General features: G+C 37.1%; 18 protein-coding genes. 8 read left to right on the top strand and 10 right to left on the bottom strand.

The annotated features are described in order from the left end of the window. Window positions 1-151: 151 nt before the first annotated feature. From ACY0M5_RS01265 to prmC, 3 genes are all read right to left on the bottom strand, one after another. Window positions 152-1,561, bottom strand: coding sequence for an LPP20 family lipoprotein (locus tag ACY0M5_RS01265; RefSeq protein WP_461630554.1), 1,410 nt, complete (start codon window positions 1,559-1,561; stop codon window positions 152-154). Between the two features lie 74 nt (window positions 1,562-1,635). Beyond that, entirely contained in the window at window positions 1,636-2,127 is a 492-nt protein-coding gene (locus ACY0M5_RS01260; protein ID WP_461630553.1) for a regulatory protein RecX, read from the bottom strand. Then, the gene (gene prmC / locus ACY0M5_RS01255) at window positions 2,127-2,990 is read right to left on the bottom strand and encodes a peptide chain release factor N(5)-glutamine methyltransferase (RefSeq protein WP_461630552.1); all 864 of its coding nucleotides are present in this window, start codon (window positions 2,988-2,990) and stop codon (window positions 2,127-2,129) included. The genes ACY0M5_RS01260 and prmC overlap by 1 nt, the downstream gene beginning before the upstream one ends. A gap of 164 nt (window positions 2,991-3,154) precedes the next feature. Between prmC and cls the strand changes: the two genes are divergently transcribed. Beyond that, window positions 3,155-4,627, top strand: a complete 1,473-nt coding sequence (gene cls / locus ACY0M5_RS01250; protein WP_461630551.1) for a cardiolipin synthase — start codon at window positions 3,155-3,157, stop codon at window positions 4,625-4,627. Here cls and ACY0M5_RS01245 read toward each other — a convergent pair. From ACY0M5_RS01245 to ACY0M5_RS01235, 3 genes are all read right to left on the bottom strand, one after another. Then, the gene (locus tag ACY0M5_RS01245; RefSeq protein ID WP_124993503.1) at window positions 4,611-5,444 is read right to left on the bottom strand and encodes a carboxypeptidase-like regulatory domain-containing protein; all 834 of its coding nucleotides are present in this window, start codon (window positions 5,442-5,444) and stop codon (window positions 4,611-4,613) included. The two genes, cls and ACY0M5_RS01245, sit on opposite strands and share 17 nt — an antisense overlap. A gap of 21 nt (window positions 5,445-5,465) precedes the next feature. Next, window positions 5,466-6,308, bottom strand: coding sequence for a carboxypeptidase-like regulatory domain-containing protein (locus ACY0M5_RS01240; protein ID WP_461630550.1), 843 nt, complete (start codon window positions 6,306-6,308; stop codon window positions 5,466-5,468). 110 nt (window positions 6,309-6,418) lie between these two features. Further along, entirely contained in the window at window positions 6,419-7,162 is a 744-nt protein-coding gene (locus ACY0M5_RS01235; protein WP_461630549.1) for a uracil-DNA glycosylase, read from the bottom strand. A gap of 274 nt (window positions 7,163-7,436) precedes the next feature. Here ACY0M5_RS01235 and ACY0M5_RS01230 point away from each other — a divergent pair, with 274 nt between their 5' ends. Beyond that, window positions 7,437-8,255 carry a 2,3,4,5-tetrahydropyridine-2,6-dicarboxylate N-succinyltransferase gene (locus tag ACY0M5_RS01230; protein WP_101310021.1) on the top strand — a complete coding sequence of 273 codons (819 nt, stop codon included), beginning with the start codon at window positions 7,437-7,439 and terminating at the stop codon, window positions 8,253-8,255. Between the two features lie 92 nt (window positions 8,256-8,347). Beyond that, a complete protein-coding gene (locus tag ACY0M5_RS01225; RefSeq protein WP_101310022.1) occupies window positions 8,348-8,911 on the top strand; it encodes an L-threonylcarbamoyladenylate synthase in 564 nt (187 codons plus the stop codon). Window positions 8,912-8,945: 34 nt separating this feature from the next. Here ACY0M5_RS01225 and ACY0M5_RS01220 read toward each other — a convergent pair whose 3' ends face one another. Continuing rightward, on the bottom strand, window positions 8,946-9,665 hold the full coding sequence (locus tag ACY0M5_RS01220) for a head GIN domain-containing protein (RefSeq protein ID WP_461630548.1): 720 nt from the start codon (window positions 9,663-9,665) through the stop codon (window positions 8,946-8,948). Window positions 9,666-9,903: 238 nt separating this feature from the next. Between ACY0M5_RS01220 and ACY0M5_RS01215 the strand changes: the two genes are divergently transcribed. Next, window positions 9,904-10,326 (top strand): acyl-CoA thioesterase, encoded by a 423-nt coding sequence (locus tag ACY0M5_RS01215; protein ID WP_124993499.1) that lies wholly within the window; start codon window positions 9,904-9,906, stop codon window positions 10,324-10,326. 74 nt (window positions 10,327-10,400) lie between these two features. Here the strand turns inward: ACY0M5_RS01215 and rimM are convergent, their stop codons facing one another. Both rimM and ACY0M5_RS01205 read right to left on the bottom strand, forming a co-directional pair. Then, a complete protein-coding gene (rimM, locus tag ACY0M5_RS01210) occupies window positions 10,401-10,943 on the bottom strand; it encodes a ribosome maturation factor RimM (protein ID WP_160463484.1) in 543 nt (180 codons plus the stop codon). Window positions 10,944-10,953: 10 nt separating this feature from the next. Continuing rightward, entirely contained in the window at window positions 10,954-11,499 is a 546-nt protein-coding gene (locus ACY0M5_RS01205) for a 30S ribosomal protein S16 (RefSeq protein WP_101310026.1), read from the bottom strand. Between the two features lie 290 nt (window positions 11,500-11,789). On the opposite strand from ACY0M5_RS01205, the gene dnaE reads away from it, so the two are divergent. From dnaE to ACY0M5_RS01185, 4 genes are all read left to right on the top strand, one after another. After that, window positions 11,790-16,166, top strand: a complete 4,377-nt coding sequence (gene dnaE / locus ACY0M5_RS01200; RefSeq protein WP_461630547.1) for a DNA polymerase III subunit alpha — start codon at window positions 11,790-11,792, stop codon at window positions 16,164-16,166. A 47-nt stretch (window positions 16,167-16,213) separates the two neighbouring features. Beyond that, entirely contained in the window at window positions 16,214-16,531 is a 318-nt protein-coding gene (gene trxA, locus ACY0M5_RS01195; RefSeq protein WP_101310028.1) for a thioredoxin, read from the top strand. Window positions 16,532-16,611: 80 nt separating this feature from the next. Further along, the gene (locus tag ACY0M5_RS01190; RefSeq protein ID WP_156196320.1) at window positions 16,612-17,532 is read left to right on the top strand and encodes a DUF58 domain-containing protein; all 921 of its coding nucleotides are present in this window, start codon (window positions 16,612-16,614) and stop codon (window positions 17,530-17,532) included. A 148-nt stretch (window positions 17,533-17,680) separates the two neighbouring features. Beyond that, the gene (locus ACY0M5_RS01185) at window positions 17,681-18,403 is read left to right on the top strand and encodes a toxin-antitoxin system YwqK family antitoxin (RefSeq protein WP_461630546.1); all 723 of its coding nucleotides are present in this window, start codon (window positions 17,681-17,683) and stop codon (window positions 18,401-18,403) included. 5 nt (window positions 18,404-18,408) lie between these two features. Here ACY0M5_RS01185 and ACY0M5_RS01180 read toward each other — a convergent pair whose 3' ends face one another. Then, window positions 18,409-19,482, bottom strand: coding sequence for an endonuclease/exonuclease/phosphatase family protein (locus ACY0M5_RS01180; protein WP_461630545.1), 1,074 nt, complete (start codon window positions 19,480-19,482; stop codon window positions 18,409-18,411).

The raw sequence follows: 19,482 nt of genomic DNA, 5'->3' as shown, positions 1-19,482 counted from the left end.
TCCTGCTTTAGATTTTAGAAATGAGATGGGAGAAGCGAGATGATTTTTATTGTTGAAAAATGCTTCTCTTTTGAAAATCTCAATATCTATCTTTTAAATTATTTCACTATTTAATTTATTTCAATGGAGATGTGATCTCTCAAATCTATTCTTATAAATCAAGTTGATTTAGTTTAGGAACAATCGTGTTGTTTATTTCATCAACAGCTTGTTCGTAAGCTTCTTTCACTGCGTAATCGTAGCTAATGGGTTTCATGCCTTTTACTTCGTATATGGCATCGTTAAAAATTTCCATGCCTGTTTTAACATCGGTAAGCGAGAAAAAACAATCCAGATATACGATGTAAACTTTGTAATTGCGGCCTTCTTTAATTTCACCTTTTGTTACATTGGTATTGATATCAAGAATAACTTTGGCCTGATCTTTATTATTTGTAAATGAGAAGAAATTTTCAGATAATTCTTTCTTTAAATTGTTCTCTAAAATTCCTCGTTTAGAATCTTCTCCAAATATTTTTTCGCTAAAATTCAGGTAAGCCTTTAGTCGCTCTACATTTAAAATGATTTTACTTTTTGGTGCTGATTCTTCAGTGAAGAAGAGTTTGTTTAATTCGTAATTTTCGTTGCTTTCATCCAAAATTGATGAAAGATCAAGAGAAACAGTAATTTCCTGCAGTTTTTGGCGCGACGTAACTTTTGATAATACAGAAGATGCATAACCAAACTGGTCTGTCGATACGTTTCCATTCAAAATGCCTTCTCCTTTTGTAAATTTAAGTTCCAAGGGCAATTGAGAAATCAATTTTTCACCTTCATCGGCCAGCCAAACAGCTTTTACCAGAATTGGTTCCTTTTGTGAAGTTGATATTTCGAGTTGAATGGCCTTTTTTGCCGGAGTGAGTTGTGTTCTGTTAAAAATGTTTTGGATGGAATTGTAAATATCTGTTCCTAAATTGATAGTTCCATCCAATGTCATTACACTAAGATCTTCATCCAGATGATTTTTTATTGCATCCAGAGATTTGGCATAGTAATTTAATGCCTGAAAAAGGTCGAGTTGTTTCTCGTATTGTTTTCCTTCTTCAAAATAGCTTTGCGACAGCTTTTTTGCTTTGTTCAGTTTCACTCTTTTTAGCAGAGCATACTGATTTTTTGACAATTGATAGTAAACCCAATATTCTCCTTCTTTTTTATTGTCCCAGGAAGCAACCATTTCGTATCCTTCCAAATCCTGGACAAGAGATGTTTTGATATCTGCTTCAAACTCTTCTTTAAAACTCGTGTTGTTTTCGAATTGATGCAGAACAGAATTGGAGGAAATAGAGATGGAAATTTCGGAACATAAATCCTGTAAAGCCTGATTTCTGGCCAATTGCATATAGCTTGTTTCATTGGCATCTTTTTTAACCACAGCTATGCCGATATAATATTCTGATGAAATTGGACGCTCTTTTACCCATTCCGGAGGTCTGCGTTTCGCTGCTGTCGTATTTGGCGAACAGCTCACTATAAATGTAAGAATAATGGAAAAGTGCAATAAGGTGCGTAAAGATTTAATCATTTTTATGATTTCGAATTTTTGTGGTTTAAAGATAATAATTGTAAACAATAAGGATGCCAAAGTTAATTTAAAATTTAGTCCTTTTTCGAAATTAATTTATCAATTATCTGAAGAGAAAGCTGAGATTCAAAACCTCTTCCTTGTGCAAATCGGAATAATTTGGCTCTTAGTTGATAGGGATCTTCTTCCCGGATGGATTTTATTTTACTGGATAATATGTCTTGAAGATTTTGAGTGTATTCTCTTTCATCCAATTGATCTATTGCATCAGAGATAATGTATTCCGGAATTTGTTTTTGTTTCAGATGATGAGTGATCTTGATTCGTCCCCATCGGTTAAAACGGAATTTATCGCGAACGTAAAAATTGGTGTAACGTTCATCATTAAGGAATTTCTCGTCAATTAATGTTTGAATAATCTGATCCTGATCGGCAGATGAAATTTCCCATTCGCAAAGCTTTTTACGAATATCAAAGCAGCATTTTTCTTGTCTGCTGCAAATAAACATGACTTTTGATAAAGCAGATTCGGCACTGACTTCCCTTTTCTTCTTTTTGTAATCCATCATTGCGGTTTTATAGCTGATATCATTCTGTTTTTTCCGTTGATGTCTGATCTTAGACGTATGCTGTTGAATCCTTTTTGTTCCAAAAGTTCCACTATTTCGTTTCCCAAACTTTCGTTGATTTCAAAATAAAGTTTCCCGCCTTTTTTTAAATGAAGAAGAGCCATTTCAGAGATGGTTCTGTAAAAAATTAAAGGATCGTGATCTGTTACAAATAGTGCTGTATGAGGCTCATAATCCAGAACATTTTTCTCCATTTTACTTTTCTCCGCTTCGGTAACGTAGGGAGGATTGCTTACGATGATATCAAAATTGTCCCAATCAAAATTCTTCCAGTTTAGAATGTCGCGATGAAAAAAATGAACATCAACTTGGTTGAGTTTGGCATTTTCTTTGGCCTTCTCAATTGCCTCTGCCGAAATATCAGCAGATGAAACGCGAGCATTTTTTAAATTTTTTGCCAGTGAAATGGGAATGCAGCCACTGCCGGTTCCAATATCTAAAATGTGTAAGCCTTCTTGCCTGTTCTCATTGATGATTGCATGAACCAGCTCCTCAGTTTCTGGTCTGGGAATTAGGGTGTGCTTATTTACTTTAAAAGTAAGATCGTAAAATTCAGTTTCACCTAAAATATACTGAATTGGTTTATTGGTTTTAAGTTCGTGTGTATAGGCAGCAATTTGTTTAAAATCATCATCGCTAATATTTTCCGATCTATTCAACTGAATTTGTGATTTTGAATAGTTTAGAACGTACTCTAGAAGAATGTATGCCATACTTTCTGTTTCTCGGGCATGATATAACTCCGCGAGTTCTTTTTTTATGTAATTTATTGTAGATTGTATTGTGTTTGATGGAGTCATCTGACGTAAGAATATTGGTTCAAAATTGAATCATTTAAATGTAGAGGAATTGAAAATTAGTAATTGATTACTTAAAATAGTAAATCACTGTCTTATTTCTCACATCTAATATCTCAAAACTATTAAATTAACAAAGATACAAATCTTCTGAAGTAGTCGGATATATGCTGTTAACAATTAATTGGTCTGAATTCTGGATGCATTTTTTCGAAGTGTTGGCTGTTTTATATGTCATCACCATTATCTCTACGGTAATTATTGTAATTCTTGAAAACAGAAGTCCTCTAAAAACCATTTCCTGGATTCTCGTTTTAGTTTCTTTGCCAGTTTTTGGTTTGATTTCCTATTTGGTTTTTGGACAAAGTTTTCGGAAGCGAAAAATGTTCAACATGAAAGAGTTGGGCGATATGAAGTGGCTGCAGGTAATGAGTCAGGATCAAAAACTTCATTTGGATAAAAGCCGTTGGTTGAAGGATGAGCGGATTCATGAAAAAAAGAATTTGATGACCTTGCTTTTGAACAACTCAAAGGCATTGCTTACCGGTTACAACAGGGTAAAAATTCTGAACGATGGTGAGGAAACATTTCCATCTATTTTCAAAGCTCTACGGAAAGCAAAAGATCACATTCATTTGGAGTATTATATTATCGAAGATGGAGAGTTGGCATCGGAATTACTCGAAATATTGATGCAAAAAGCAAGAGAAGGGGTTGAGGTTCGTGTGATTTACGATGATGTTGGAAGTTGGAAATTAAGTAAGGAATATGTGAAATTATTACAAGATGCAGGTGTGAAGATACACGCTTTTCTTCCTGTTCGTTTCCCTATTTTAACCAGTCGGGTGAATTACCGAAACCACCGAAAAATTATTGTGATTGATGGCAAAACCGCCTTTGTAGGAGGATTGAATTTTGCTGATCGTTATCTTCATGGTCTGCCTGAAATTGGCTCATGGCGCGATACTCACTTAAAAATTACGGGCGAGGCAGCCAGCAGTTTGCAAATTGTATTTTTAATCGATTGGTATTTTGTTCGGCAGGAAGTTTTGCTCGACGAAAAATATCTTCCTTACAAGAAAGTGAAGCAAAAGTGTTTGTTACAAATTACCGCGTCCGGAGCTGATTCTGACTGGGCGAGTATCATGCAGGCGTATTTCTCGGCTATTACTTCGGCAAGAAGAAATGTGTACATTTCATCGCCATATTTTATGCCTAACAGCAGTATTTTAATGGCACTTAAAACATCGGCCATGAGTGGGGTTGATGTGCGTGTTTTACTTCCCAAAAAATCAGATTCATTCATGACCTATTGGGGAACACTTTCCTATATTGAAGAATTATTGGAAGCAGGTGTGCGAATCTATTTTTACAAAGGAGGATTTAATCACAGCAAAATAATGATGGTGGATGGAATTATGGCAACGGTAGGAACAGCAAATATGGATGTAAGGAGCTTTGAACAAAATTTTGAAGTAAATGCCTTGATTTACGATGAGGACATAACTTTGGAACTTAGAACACGTTTTTTAGCTGATTTGGAAGACAGCGAAGAATTGCATTTACAGGAATGGCAGAATCGATCCAAAGGTCAAAGAGTGAAAGAATCAATGGCCCGGTTATTTACTCCTCTTTTGTAGTTTCTTCCTGATATCTTTTAAATAAAAACAGGATTTGTTTCATCACGTAGTACTCTGAAGAATTTGGAGTTACTTTAATTTCCGAACCTGCATATTCCATAAATTTCAGTAATTCTTCCCCCTCTAAACCTGTTGCATCGGCCACTATCTTAGCATTGTATTTCGAACTGATCTTTTTTGTCTTGCCCTCGTTTCTTATTATTTTGGATAATTGCTTTTTCGATTTTTCTGATTTGCTCAATTTGCTGTACAAAAAATCTGTGGGCGCAAAAATTGCACCTAAAACGCCCATTTTACCATCTCTTTTAGGGCGGTATTGAGCAGGCACAATGTTTGGTTTTTTCGTATTGTAGGGAGCCAATTGTTTCATAATGCTTTTATTAATTGGATCCTTTTCTTCCAGTTTGGTTTTGATGAAATCTTCCTTAAACTCATCCCAGGTTCCCAATGCATAAATATCCACTTCATCTAATAAATAGGAAATGTCTTCCAATTTAATTTGAAAAAATGGAGGAAAATCGGCATTAAAAATGAATGGAACCGCCCAATCAATTGCTTTGTACCCTAAAGCACTAATTCGAAGTGTATCGTACTGCTGAATTTGCAGATGAAAAACGCCAAGACTATCGCAAATAATTCCTTTGCGTGTTCTTTTTATACTAACGGTTGCCAATGGAATAGGAGTTAAACTTTCCGAATGGAGTATTTGTCCTGAAATACTGATAATGGAATCTCTTTTAGAGTTTTCCGAAAAAGAGCAGTAACGGGAGCTAAGAACTAGAATTAATGAAATGTACAATACCCTCTTTAATTTCATGAGAAGAGTTTAATTCATTGTTTAAGGGCGCAGATGGTTTCTTATGGTACCTAAAGAATCAGTAAAGCTCAGATCGTTCTCAAACTGTGGTTTTTCCTGTAAAAAATCTGTGTAAAGTTGTTGAATTCTTACTCCTATATACATTTCACTGGTTTGATATGTGAAATTCTGCTTCGAATTAATATACTCCATTAACTGATCTAATCTAAAACCGGATTCATGAGTTAATTCAGCAATTACCTCTTTGTTGTATTTTTGCTGAAGAATCCGAAGTTGCCAATCAGTCATTTCTACAATTCCTTTTCGAGCTCTTCTTTTCTGTCCAATAGATTTTATTGCACTAATTCCATCTAATAGATTGAATCCCAGACCCTTTCTACTCAATGCATTGGCTTCCGCCTGTGCAAGTTTCAAGTTTCCAAAATCAAAGGATGCAGCTATATTTTCTTCTTCGGGGGCATCGGTCTTAATAAAATTTTCTTTAAACTGGTTCCAGGTTCCCAATGAATAAATGCTTACTTCGTTAAGCAGAATACTTCCCTGTTCCATGAATATTTCTTGAAAAACTTCCTCTTCTTCAGCTTGCGGAGGTGTAATACTCACAGATTGTTCTTTAAATCCGAGAGCAGATATTCTTAAATTTTGATCGGGATGAATTCGTAAGCGGAAAAAACCGGCGCTGTCACATACAATTCCCCAATTGGTTCCTTGAAGATTTACGTTAGCAAAGGAAACTCCTTCCAGATTTTCTGCATTTATTACCTTTCCGGATACAATAAAACTATCATCATTCATTTCTTCCTGAGCAAAGACTCCAAAGGCAAAAAATAATGTGAGAAATAAGGTCAGTAAACTTGTTTTCAATTGGGTCGGTTTTTTTATTTAACGCTAAAGATAGGTTTCAATCTTAATGAATACTGTAATTGTTACATTTTTTAACAGACTTTAACCCAAATTAATATTGTGATAACGATCTATCTGCCTGTCCAGTTGACGAGTTGGCTGGTTTTTTGAAACGGATTTATATGACCATAAAGAATATCATTTTCACGTTGATAACACATCATTGGATGAGTGGTCTCTATTTTGTTGGAAATTTCAATGTTTTTTACCACTTGGTGAGCGTTGTTACCCCATAAGAACCAAACCATCTCAGGATTTGCTGCGGCAATAAATTGCAGTAATTTTTGAGTAAACGGAGCCCAAAGTTTGGTGTGCGAATTTGGTTTGCCTATTTCGCAGGTAAAGGCAGTATTTAGCAAGAGTACATTTTCGTGTTCCGACCAATATTTAAACAGTTGATTGGGGGGGAGTATCTTAAAATCACTATCCATCACCAATTGGTCACCTTCGTTAAGCAGACTCTTAATTTCGGAATATTTACGTTCCTCATTTGTTGCAGCCTTGTAAATGCAGCGCAGAATATTTTTTAACGATACATTACGAAATTTATCATGCCACGAGTTTAATCCATTCACTTCAAAAGCTCTTCCGGTAGCAACTCCTGCTTGAGGATAAGGATCCTGTCCTAAAATTACAACCGGTATTTTATTCAAATCCATTTCTAAAAAACGCAGCGTTAGATTTGACTTTGGAGTGGATTTTCCAATGTGAATTGATTTTTCGATGTCCTTAATCAAGCAAATAATTTCTTTTGATAGAAAAGTAGTCCAGCTTTGGTGTATTGACAGTTGAGAAAGGAAAGTAGATTTATGCATTTTGACAATTGTTTTTGTAGTCTCAAAAATAGTAAATGCAATTATTAATTAATAATAATGAGTTAAGAATTGTATCAGCAGGAATATTGGCTGTTTTTCAGGTACCTGCGTAAATTTAGATCTTATTTTGATTCATTTTTGGAACAGTCAATTTTACAATTGGTTAGACTGTTTTACTTTTCGACTTTTTAGACACTTGCAGACCTTTCTACTTTTGTTCTTTTTGACTAGTTTTGTTACCTAATTAACCAAAATAGATAAGATACAACTGATTATGTACCAGAAATTGAGAGAAAGCATTGAAGCTGCATGGGATGACCGGTCACTTTTGAGTACTCCTGCAGTACAAAAAAACATAGAAGAAGTAATTGAATTGTTGGACAAAGGAGTTCTTCGCACTGCAGAACCACTGGCAGATGGATGGCAAGTAAATGAATGGGTGAAAAAAGCCGTAATTCTTTATTTTCCGATTCGTAAAATGGAAACTATTGAAGTCGGTCCATTTGAATTCCATGATAAAATGGCATTGAAAACCAACTATGCTGAATTGGGAGTTAGGGTTGTACCTCATGCAGTGGCACGATACGGAGCTTTTATCGCCAGAGATGTGGTAATGATGCCATCATACGTGAATATTGGTGCATATGTGGGCGAAGGAACCATGGTCGACACATGGGCAACAGTAGGATCTTGTGCTCAGATTGGAAAACATGTTCACCTTAGCGGTGGTGTTGGTATTGGCGGTGTTTTAGAGCCGATTCAAGCCGCTCCGGTAATCATCGAAGACAATTGTTTTATTGGCTCCCGCTGCATTGTTGTTGAAGGAGTCCATTTAGAAAAAGAAGTTGTTTTGGGAGCTAATGTAGTGCTTACCGGATCAACAAGAATTATAGATGTAACAGGTGAAGAACCAGTTGAGTACAGCGGATTCATTCCGGCTCGTTCGGTAGTGATTCCAGGAACAAGAACCAAGAAGTTTCCTGCAGGGGATTATCAGGTTCCTTGTGCTTTAATCATCGGAAAAAGAAAACCATCAACAGATTTAAAGACTTCGCTGAACGATGCATTGCGTGAATACAATGTAGCGGTATAGTTTAGGTAATAATTAAAGTAATAATGAGTAATCAATGAAAATTGATTACTCATTTGTTTCTAATGATTTGAAAGAATACTAACAAATTAGAAATGCACAACGACATTAAAAAAGCTTTGGAAGTACTTCACGCTGGTGGAGTTATTCTATATCCTACCGATACTATCTGGGGAATAGGCTGCGATGCAACAAATCCTGAAGCGGTAAAAAGAGTTTATGAAATTAAGAATAGGGAAGATTCTAAAGCCATGCTGGTTTTAATGGAGAATCCCAATCGCCTGAATTCATATGTTGATGAGGTTCCGGAAATTGCCTGGGATTTAATTGATACGAATGATCAGCCGATGACTCTGATTTATCCCGGAGCGAAAAATCTGGCGCCAAATCTGATTAATTCAGATGGAACCATTGGTATTCGAATTACCAATGAAGAGTTTACACAAAATTTGATTCAACGATTTAAGAAACCCATTGTTTCTACTTCAGCAAATAGAAGTGGAGACGTTTCACCTGCCAACTTTTACGAGATTGGTGATGAAATAAAAGAAGCGGTAGATTATATTGTGGAATACCGGCAAGAGGATATGGAAAAATGCAAAGCTTCCAGTATCATTAAAATTGGATTGGGAGGCGAGATTCAAATTATAAGACCGTAGGGATACAGTGTTCTGTTTCCCTACGGATTATTTTTTACATTCCAATTGATTTTATGTGACCCGAACCTGCAGATTTTGAATCTACGTAATCCGGTTTTCCGCGGTAGTAAATGTCACCGCTGCCAGCTACTCTTGCCGTTAGTTTTTTTGTGGCATATACCTTACAATCTCCCGATCCTGATACATGCACATCAACATTTTCAGATTTCAAATAGCCTGCATCAACATCGCCCGAGCCACTAATGTGAATTTCAAGTTCTTGTAACCCATCACCTTTTAGATTAATATCTCCCGATCCGGAAATATGACATTCAACATTTTCGGCAGATAAATCTTCAATAAAAATATTGCCGCTTCCGCTGATTGCATATTTTGCATTGGTAGTTTCTATTGGGCTTTTGGCGATAATATTACCCGATCCGGAAATGCTTAAATTTTTTATTTGCGAGGAAGAAATATACACTTCAATATTTTTGAATGAATTGTTCCAGCCCCAGCTTTTATTTTTTTTGCGCTTAATTTTCAGAGTTCCATTTTCAACCTCAGTAATAATTTCTTCTAAATTATCAGCATCGCCTTTCATTTTTACTGAAGTAGAATTTTCCTGGGTGATAAATACCTTGGCGTGAATGGCAAGACTAACTGATTCGAATGATCCAACATTCCGGGTTTCTGTTTTTTGGGCAAAGGCCAAACTACCACTCAAAACAAGAGCAAAAACGGCCAGCAGGGATGTAATACGTTTTGTGTTCATATAAATTAGTTTTAGATAAAAAATCATGTTCTAATAAAAGACGAACAAGTCGGCGAAAAGTTGCACTAAGAAATATTTTAAAGCTTTAAATATTTGAGTAACTAAATTTAAAACATACAATTTTGCAGTGCATTAAGTATACTTAGGAACAGTAGCGCACCTTAAAAAAAATTATAAAATCTGCATCTCATTGATTCTTTTCACAATTTGTATATACATTCGCATAAAAATTAGCAAAATGGAATTCAAGCACAAAAAGAAAATACAAATCCGCTTTGGCGATATCGATTTAATAGGACATGCGAATAACGGAGTTCAGTTAAGCTACCTCGATTTGGCACGAATGGATTATTTTCAGCAAGTATATGGGGAAGTAATTGATTGGAATGAATCTGCATTAATCGTAGCTCATTTGGAGATAGATTATTTGTCATCCATCACCCTGAGTGATAAAATTGAAGTGCAAACAAAAATTTTCCGGATTGGCAATAAAAGTGTAGGAATGTACCAGAATATTGTCGATTTAAAAACAGGCGAGATTAAAACCAAAACATCACAGGTAATGGTAGCCTACAGTCAAAAATTAGGAGAAAGCATAAAAGTTCCGGAAATCTTAAAGATTAGAATTCTTGAGTTCGAAGGAGAGCTGCTGATTAAATAATATACAGATAACAGCTTTTTATTTTGTAAGGTACAAGAAAATAAGTTTTGTAATGCAACAGAACAGGAAGTGATTTATTCACTAAGATACATATCGATAAGTCCATCAGGAGTTTCCATGGTGATGGTTTTATTTTCCTCATTTATTTCAATGAAGTTTTCTTCGGCAAAAGGAATCAAAACTTCCTGGTTATTAACCGAAATAACAAGTACAATGTTTCCAGAGTAATCCTGAATATCTTCAATTTCTCCCAATTCACCTTTTTCCTCATCAATGTACAGGAAACCAATCAGCAAATTCGGATCAAGATCATCCGCTTCTTCAATAAATTCCGGAGCATCCTTCATGGGAATGTAAATATCACAGCCAATAAATCGCTGAGCCTTTGCTTCCGAATCCAGATCTTCTATAACAATACGAACTGTAGAATGATTTCGGGGAGTAATTCCGTTTTTAGGAATAAAAAAAGGAACCAGTCCTCCGTCGATATCGACAAAAACTGATTCCAATTTATTTTTTTCAAGAAGGTTGCTGTTTTTCTTGGCAACTAATTCGCCTTTAACTCCATGAGTTTTAGTAAATGTTCCGGCAAGATAGCAATCTTCTATTTTAAGCATGCATTCAATATTAAGCTTCAGTTTCTTCTGAACCTTCTTCAGTTGCAGCCTCTTCGCTAGTTGCTCCAGCTTCTTCAGCTTTGGCAGCAGCTTCAGCATCAGCAGCTCTCTTAGCGATAGCTTCTGCTCTGTTTGCGCTAATTTTAGCTTCAGCTTCTAAACGAGCTTTCGATGCATCATCAGCATTTTTCGAAAGACCTTCTTTCTTAGCGTTGATTTTTGCTTCTTTCTCTTTTTTCCAAGCTTCGAATTTTACTTCAGCAGCAGCTTCATCAAAAGCTCCTTTTTTCACACCGGCAAGCAAGTGTCTTTTCATCATTACACCTTCGTAAGATAAAATTGCTCTTGCAGTGTCAGTAGGCTGAGCACCGTTTCCAAGCCAGTTAACAGCTTTGTCAAAATCCAAGTTAATTGTAGCAGGATTGGTGTTTGGATTGTAAGATCCAATACGCTCAATGTATTTACCATCACGTGGTGATCTGCTATCTGCTACCACAATGTGGTAGAATGCGTTTCTTTTACGACCGTGTCTAGCTAGTCTGATTTTTACTGGCATAACTTTATTTTAATAAATGAATAAGTTGTGGTATGCATACCACGATTTATAAGCGCGACAAAGATACTATTTTATTTTTGATTAAAATAGCGCTTAAAAAGATTATTTCATAGTCTAATACTCATGTATATAAGAATGTAGCATACAAGCCCTTTACCATATTATACAGATGTTGGTAATTTAGAAAGAATAGTATGTCTATATTTACTAATTTTGCTTGAATGAATTCCTTAAATCTTTGCAAATCGCCACTCATTTAAAGGCATAACTATAATAATTCTGATACTGAGATGTTTTTAATATTTGATACAGAAACTACAGGCTTACCCAAAAAGTGGAAAGCACCGTTAAGTGATTTTGACAACTGGCCGCGCATGGTGCAGCTGGCTTGGCAATGTCATGATATGGAGGGGAAATTTCTCTTTGCTAAAAATCATGTTATCATACCTGAAGGCTTTACTATTCCAGAAGATGTAGTGGCGGTGCATGGTATTTCAACTGAAATAGCTCAGGAAAAAGGAATTCCGCTCAAAGAAGCCCTGCTTGACTTTATGGAGGATGTCCGGAAATCGAAGTATGTTGTTGGGCACAATGTTTCCTTCGATATAAATATAGCAGGCTGTGAACTGCTGCGTTGTGAGATGGACGAACAGGAGCTTATTACAACACCTGCTCTTGATACCATGACCGGCAGTAAGGAATATTGTGATTTGAAACGCAAAGGCCAGCTTAAAAATCCTACTCTTACCGAACTTCATATGAAGCTGTTCGGTGTTCCTTTTGCTGAAGCTCATAATGCGGCCGCCGATGTGGAGGCTACTTCCCGTTGTTTTCTGGAGTTGATTCGGGTCGACGGACTAAGATCTGAACTTCTGAAAATGTCTTTGGAGCAGATTCAAGCCTTTAAACTCAACAATCCCGACGCTATTGAGTTGGTAGGTATCGAATACGAATCTTTTAAGGTTAATACTGCTTTCGACGAAATTTCCATTGAAGAAGAAGAGCGCAAGAGACAGGAGGCTGCAAAGAATATCATTCCACAGGCTTTTGTTCATTTGCATGTTCATTCTCAGTATTCCATACTCGACGGAGCTGCCAAAACAGCTGATATTGCAGCAAAAGCTAAGGAAGATGGTATGCCGGCTGTTGCAATTACCGATCATGGCAGTATGTTTGGTGTAAAAGAGTTTCACGTAGCCTGTGGCAGAGCAGGCATCAAACCAATTATTGGTGTTGAAGCCTATATGGCAAGACGTGGACATTTAATAAAAGAAAATAAAGGAGATGGGTCAGGTCATCACATTATTTTACTGGCTAAGAACTATAAGGGGTATCAGAATCTTTTAAAGTTAACATCTATTGCCCACATCGACGGTATGTATTACAAACCACGTATCGACAAGGATTTACTTGAAGAATATAGCGAAGGACTAATTGTAAGTAGTGCTTGCCTGGGTGGTGAAGTTGCGCAGCACATCATGGGCGGTAATATTGATAAGGCAAGAGAAACGATCCTTTGGTTTAAGGATGTTTTTGATAAGGATTATTACCTTGAGATTATGCGTCACCCCAACAATGACCCACGCTTAAAAAGCGATGTTTGGGAAAATCAGGTGAGAGTGAATAAAGTGATTCGTAGATTGGGAGCAGAACTTGGCGTTAAAGTGATTGCCACGAATGATTCCCATTTTGTTAATCCCGAAGATGCCGAAGCGCACGATGTACTTGTGTGCCTAAATACAGGGCGTGATTACGATGATAGTACACGCATGCGTTACACCAAGCAGGAGTGGTTTAAAACAAGCGAAGAGATGAATGAGCTCTTTGCCGATGTACCGGATGCACTTGCTAATACCATGGAAATTGCTGAGAAAGTGGAAGCTTTTGAGCTAAACTCCAATCCCATAATGCCTTCGTTTGACATACCTGAAGAATTCGGCACTTTGGAAGACTATAAGGAGAAATACGACGAAACAACACTTATTAAGGAGTTTGAAGAGGAGCGTTATGAGAAGCTTGGAGGTTATGATAAGGTGCTGCCGATTAAGTTAGAGGCGGACTATCTGGAACATCTTGCATTCGAAGGTGCGAAAAAACGTTATGGTGATACTCTGGAAGATCATGTAATTGAGCGCCTGAATTTTGAGTTGAACACCATTAAAACGATGGGTTTCCCCGGATATTTCTTGATAACGCAGGATTTTATTAATTGGGCAAAAAATAACGGCGTGATCGTAGGTCCGGGACGTGGTTCGGCCGCCGGTGCTGTTGTAGCTTACAGCATTGGTATTACTGATGTTGATCCCATAAAATATGATCTGCTGTTCGAGCGTTTCCTAAATCCCGACCGTATCTCGATGCCCGATGTGGATATTGACTTTGATGACGATGGTCGACAGGAAGTGTTGGATTATGTAACGGATAAATATGGACACGATAAAGTAGCTCATATCTGCACCTTTGGTACAATGGCTACCAAAAGTTCTATTAAGGATGTAGCGCGTGTATTGGGTTTAGAATTATCTGAAGCCATCCGCCTGACCAAACTGGTGCCCGAAGCACCCAAGATGAGCTTTAAAAAAGCATACGCAGAAGAGCCTGCTCTTTTGGATGAAAAAGATTCTCCGAATCCGCTCATCGCCCAAACAATCAAATTTGCAGAGTCCCTGGAGGGATCGGTACGACAAACCGGAGTGCATGCCTGCGGTATTTTAATAGGGAAAAATCCTCTGGACGAGCATTTGCCGGTTATGCCTACTAAAGGAGAGGACCTGTTGACAACGCAGTACGATGGTCGTTTTGTGGAAGATATTGGTCTGCTAAAGATGGACTTCCTCGGCTTGAAAACATTGTCCATCATCAAAGAGGTACTGGCCAATGTAAAGCTGTCCAAAGGTATTGATGTTGATATCAACAATGTAGATCTTGAGAACGAAGAGACTTTCCAGATGTTTAGTCGTGGTGAAACAACTGCTATATTTCAGTTCGAGTCTCCGGGAATGAAGAAACACCTTCGGGCTCTAAAACCGAACCGTTTTGAAGATTTGGTTGCGATGAATGCCTTATATCGTCCGGGGCCAATGGAATACATACCTTCGTTTACCCGAAGGAAGAACGGAGAAGAGGAGATTGCTTACGATCACCCAATAATGGAGGATTACCTGAAGGATACGTATGGAATTACGGTTTATCAGGAGCAGGTGATGCTTCAATCCCGTGCTTTGGGTGGATTTACCCGAGGCATGTCGGATACTTTGCGTAAGGCGATGGGTAAAAAACAGATTGCCATGATGGATAAGCTTAAGGTAGAGTTTATTAATGGATGTCATGACAATCCTAAGTTTATGGAAGGCGTTGGCGGCGATAACGTTAAGGCTGATAAACTGATTGAAAAAATTTGGTCCGATTGGGAGGCATTTGCAAAATATGCTTTTAATAAGTCTCACTCGGTTTGTTATGCTTATATCGCTTATCAAACTGGTTTCCTAAAGGCGCATTATCCAGCTGAATTTATGGCTGCGGTGCTTAGCCGTAACTTATCTGATATCACGAAAGTGACTATTTTTATGGATGAGTGCAGGCGCATGGGAATGCCTGTGTTAGGACCCGATGTGAATGAATCCTATGCCCGGTTTACGGTAAACAAAGAAGGCGCAATTCGTTTTGGTATGGCTGGGGTGAAAGGAGTTGGAGAGCAAGCTGTTGATGATATTATTAAAGAAAGAAAAAATGGTCCGTTCAAAAACATTTTTGATTTTATAGAGCGGGTAAACTTAAGATCGGTAAATAAGAGAACTCTTGAAAATCTTGCCATGTCGGGAGGTTTCGATAGCTTTGGATTAAAGCGGAGTCAATACTTTCATCCAGATGAAACCGATGTTACCTTTATGGAATATTTGGTGAAGTATGGGAACAAACTTCAGGCAGAAAAAGACAATTCGCAGCAAACCTTATTCGGCGATGTAGAAGATTATGTGGTTACACCGCCAAAAATCCCTGAATGTGCAGAGTGGAATAAGCTGGAGCGCTTGAATAAGGAGAAAGAGTTAATTGGAATTTACCTGTCAGCTCATCCACTTGATGATTACAGATTGGAAATCGATTCCTTTTGTAATGCATCTTTAACACAGTTGTCAGCGGATATTGTCAATTTTAAGGATAAGGATGTAAATATTGCAGGAATGGTAACTGCTATTCGTCGGGGAACTACAAAAAACGGCAATCCTTTTGCAATTGTTAACATTGAAGATTTCACAGGCTCGTTTGAAATGGCTTTCTTTGCTAAAGATTTTGTGGAATACAGCAATTATTTTATTGAAGGTTTATCTGTATTTATAAACGGGAGGGTGCAAACCCGATTCTGGCCACGAGGTTCGACCGAATTGGAGTTTAAAGTTAAAGGGATAAACCTGCTTTCCGAGGTAATGGAGAAGCGGGTGAAAGAGGTTACCATTGAGATTCCGGTAAGCAGTCTTTCAGATGAATTAGTAACTGAGATGGCAAGTTGTATGGAGGGGAGCAAAGGGAATTTGAAGGTGAATTTTGTGATCACTGATGATAGAAATGTGAGGGTGAAAATGTTCTCAAGAACTTGTAGGGTAAACCTTTCCAATGAATTGATCGAATATTTTAAAAATAATTCTGATATTGAATTCAAAATTAATTAACTTGCACGGGTAAATATAAAATTCAAAACAATTAAAAATAGATTACCATGACAATTGCAGTAAACGATGCTAATTTCGAAGAGGTTGTGTTGAAATCAGATAAGCCTGTATTGGTTGATTTCTGGGCCGAATGGTGTGGCCCTTGTAGAATGGTTGGCCCAATTGTAGACGAACTTTCTAATGATTATGACGGTAAAGTTGTAGTTACAAAAATGGATGTTGACAGTAGTCCTGCTACTTCTGCAAAATTTGGAATTCGTAATATTCCTACTATCCTTTTCTTTAAAGGTGGTGAAATTGTGGACAAACAAGTTGGTGCTGTTCCAAAATCAAGTCTTGCTGAAAAAATTGATGCTTTATTGTAAGTGTTGATTGCAAAATATTTGGGCATAGAGAGATTCTTTCTATGCCTTTTTTTCTTTGTTCACATTCAAAATAGATTTTTTTGAAGCAACTCTCAGACCTGATACAATTCGAAGAGTTTGATAATCTGGAGCTTTTGGCCAAGCAGATTGTTGAAGGATTCTTAATTGGTTTACACCGAAGTCCGTATCATGGATTTTCAGTAGAGTTTGCCGAACACCGACTTTACAATAAAGGGGAGTCAACCAAACACATCGACTGGAAGCTATACGCACGAAGCGATAAGCTGTTTGTAAAACAATTTGAGGAAGAAACGAACCTTAGGGCTCATATTGTTGTAGACACCTCTTCTTCAATGCTGTTCCCTTATCAGCAAAAACACCAAACCAAATTGGGATTTTCGGTACTTTGTGCAGCCGCTTTGGTTCACTTATTGCGAAAACAACGAGACGCAGTTGGTTTGTGTACCTTCTCCGATAAAATAGATATTCTTACTCCGGCAAAACTTTCTAATACTCATGCACATTTGCTGTATGCTCATTTAGGCAAGCTCTATAAAAAAGAAGGAATTGATAAAAATCGGGAAACTAAAATTTCGGATACATTACACAAGCTTGCCGAAGGATTGCATAAGCGTTCTCTCGTAATTGTTTTTTCTGATTTCATGGGTGATGAAACCCCAAAGGAAATTCTGGAATCGTTACAGCATTTACGATTCAATAAGCATGAGGTTTTACTTTTTTCCATTCGGGATAAAGAATTCGAAAACGAGTTTAATTTTGCAAATCACCCCAGTCAGTTTATTGATTTGGAAACAGGAGAAAGCATAAAATTAAATCCTTCGGAAATTAGAAGTTTATACAGTAAAAAGCAGAAAGAGTTCTTTACAGAATTAGAGATTTTGTGCGGACAATTTGCGATTGATTATGTTGAAGCAGACATCCGCAAAGAATTTCATACCGTTCTTAAGGCTTATTTACTGAAAAGAAAGAAAATAATGTAAAGCTGCCATTTCTCATTACTAAATTGATCAAAGACTTACCTTCCATTTGTTTACTGTTTATTTGTTGATGAATAATTTTCATCTTCCATACCTTTGCAGTATTTTTATGAGACACTCAATAATTTCTAACACGTAGAGAACTCCCCAAATGAAAAATTGGATTTGCCTATTCGGATTGGTTTTGCTGTTTGCCTGCGAGCAAAAGAGAGGGAAATCGGTAAGTTCGAAGGAGATTTATGTGGAAAATGGAGTTGTTAAGCAGTATGATGATGCGAACAGATTAACTGCAGAAATTACTTTTCGAAATGGTGTGCGTCATGGCGTCTGTAAAATTTATTATTCTTCAGGTGAGTTGAGTGATGAAATTATGTATGTTGATGACCAGAAGAGCGGCATTGCCAAAAAATTCCATAAAAACGGCAAATTGTATAGCCTTACTCCTTATTACAAAGATGAAAAGAATGGTGTGCAGAAGAAATACTATTCCAATGGTAATCTCTGGGCTGAAACTCCTTATATGAAAGGCCAGCCAGGTATTGGTTTGAAAGAATACAGGCAGGATGGAAGTCTGCGGACTGGTTTTCCGGGTATCGAGATTCAGAAATTTGTGAAGGAAGATGTTGTGGTTTTAACATTGTCGTTAAGTAATTACTCTAAGAATGTGATTTTCTACATTACCGATTTAATGGAAGACAAATACATTCCATTTGCAGCCAAGCCTCTTTATGCAAAAGGCGGATTAGCACGGTTCGAAATTCCTTACAATCGTGTTGCAGGACTTGATACCACATTGAATATTGTTGCAAAATATCAAACGCAGGATCACAATATCAACGTTTCTCAGCGAAAATTCCAGATAATTATTAAATAAAAAGCTTATTCTTTAACAAAGGAGAGTTTGGATAGAATAGGAAAATGATCGGAGAATTGTTTTTTGATTCTCTGATACTCGCTGCAGATCGTATGCTCATCATGAAGAATATAATCAATTCTGAACGATGGAAAATCTCCCGCATAAGTTGTGCTGATTCCACTGCCTTTGTCTTTAAAACAGTCGCTAAACTGATCACTCAAAGTTTTATAAGTAAATGATTGAGGTGTGTCGTTAAAATCACCACAAACAATTGTAGGATGAGGCGATTTATCGATATGTGCCCGAATTATTTGGGCTTGTTTGGCTCTGCGGATAAATGCATAACGCAATCGGAAGGAAATGTCTTTAAGTTCATTTAATTCCTGCTCATCAGCTTTGAACTCTTTTTTGTTGATGAATTCGTAATTTTTACCTGCAAAACGGTTCGACTCCAAGTGAAGATTATAAACACGAAGTATTTTTTTCCCAATTTGTAAATCTGCAAAAACAGCGCTGCATAAATTTCCCTTCTCAAAATTAATTTCTCCATGATGTATAATTGGATATCGGGAGAAGATTGCGACACCAGTTCCATGCTTGCTTCTGATTGAATTTTTCGCGTTCAATTCTTTTTTTAAATTACTAATCGAGAGTAAACCTGATTTTGTAGTCCTGAATTCTTGAAAACAAATAATTCCAGCTCCAAGATTTTTAGAGAGTTGAATGATATTCGAAGGGGTTTTGGGATCTTTTGTCCATTTGTAAATATCAAAGGAGCGCACATTGTAACTTAAAACTTTAATGGCATTCTCATCGTTTTTAGATTCGCCGGAGAAGTTAAATTGGATGAAATTGGAAAAAGACTGATAACCAATTAGAATGACTAAAAGAGGAATTAAAAAACTCCAGCGCCTTCTCACCATCCAATAAATAGAAAACAAAATATTAATAGCCAGCAGGTATGGATAGGCCAATCCCCAAAAGGCTGGCGGCCAAAAGTTGTCGGGGTTAATGTAAGCTGCCAGATAGGAAATCAGAAGTGAGCCTGAAAATATCAGGCTAAAAATAACAAGTGATTTGTGCAGAAAGTTCTTCAA

Origin of the sequence: Labilibaculum euxinicum, assembly GCF_963678175.1 — a bacterium.
Classification (GTDB): Bacteria; Bacteroidota; Bacteroidia; order Bacteroidales; family Marinifilaceae; genus Labilibaculum; species Labilibaculum euxinus.
Note: the sequence above shows the minus strand (reverse complement) of the source record. Positions and strands in the feature narration are given on the sequence as shown.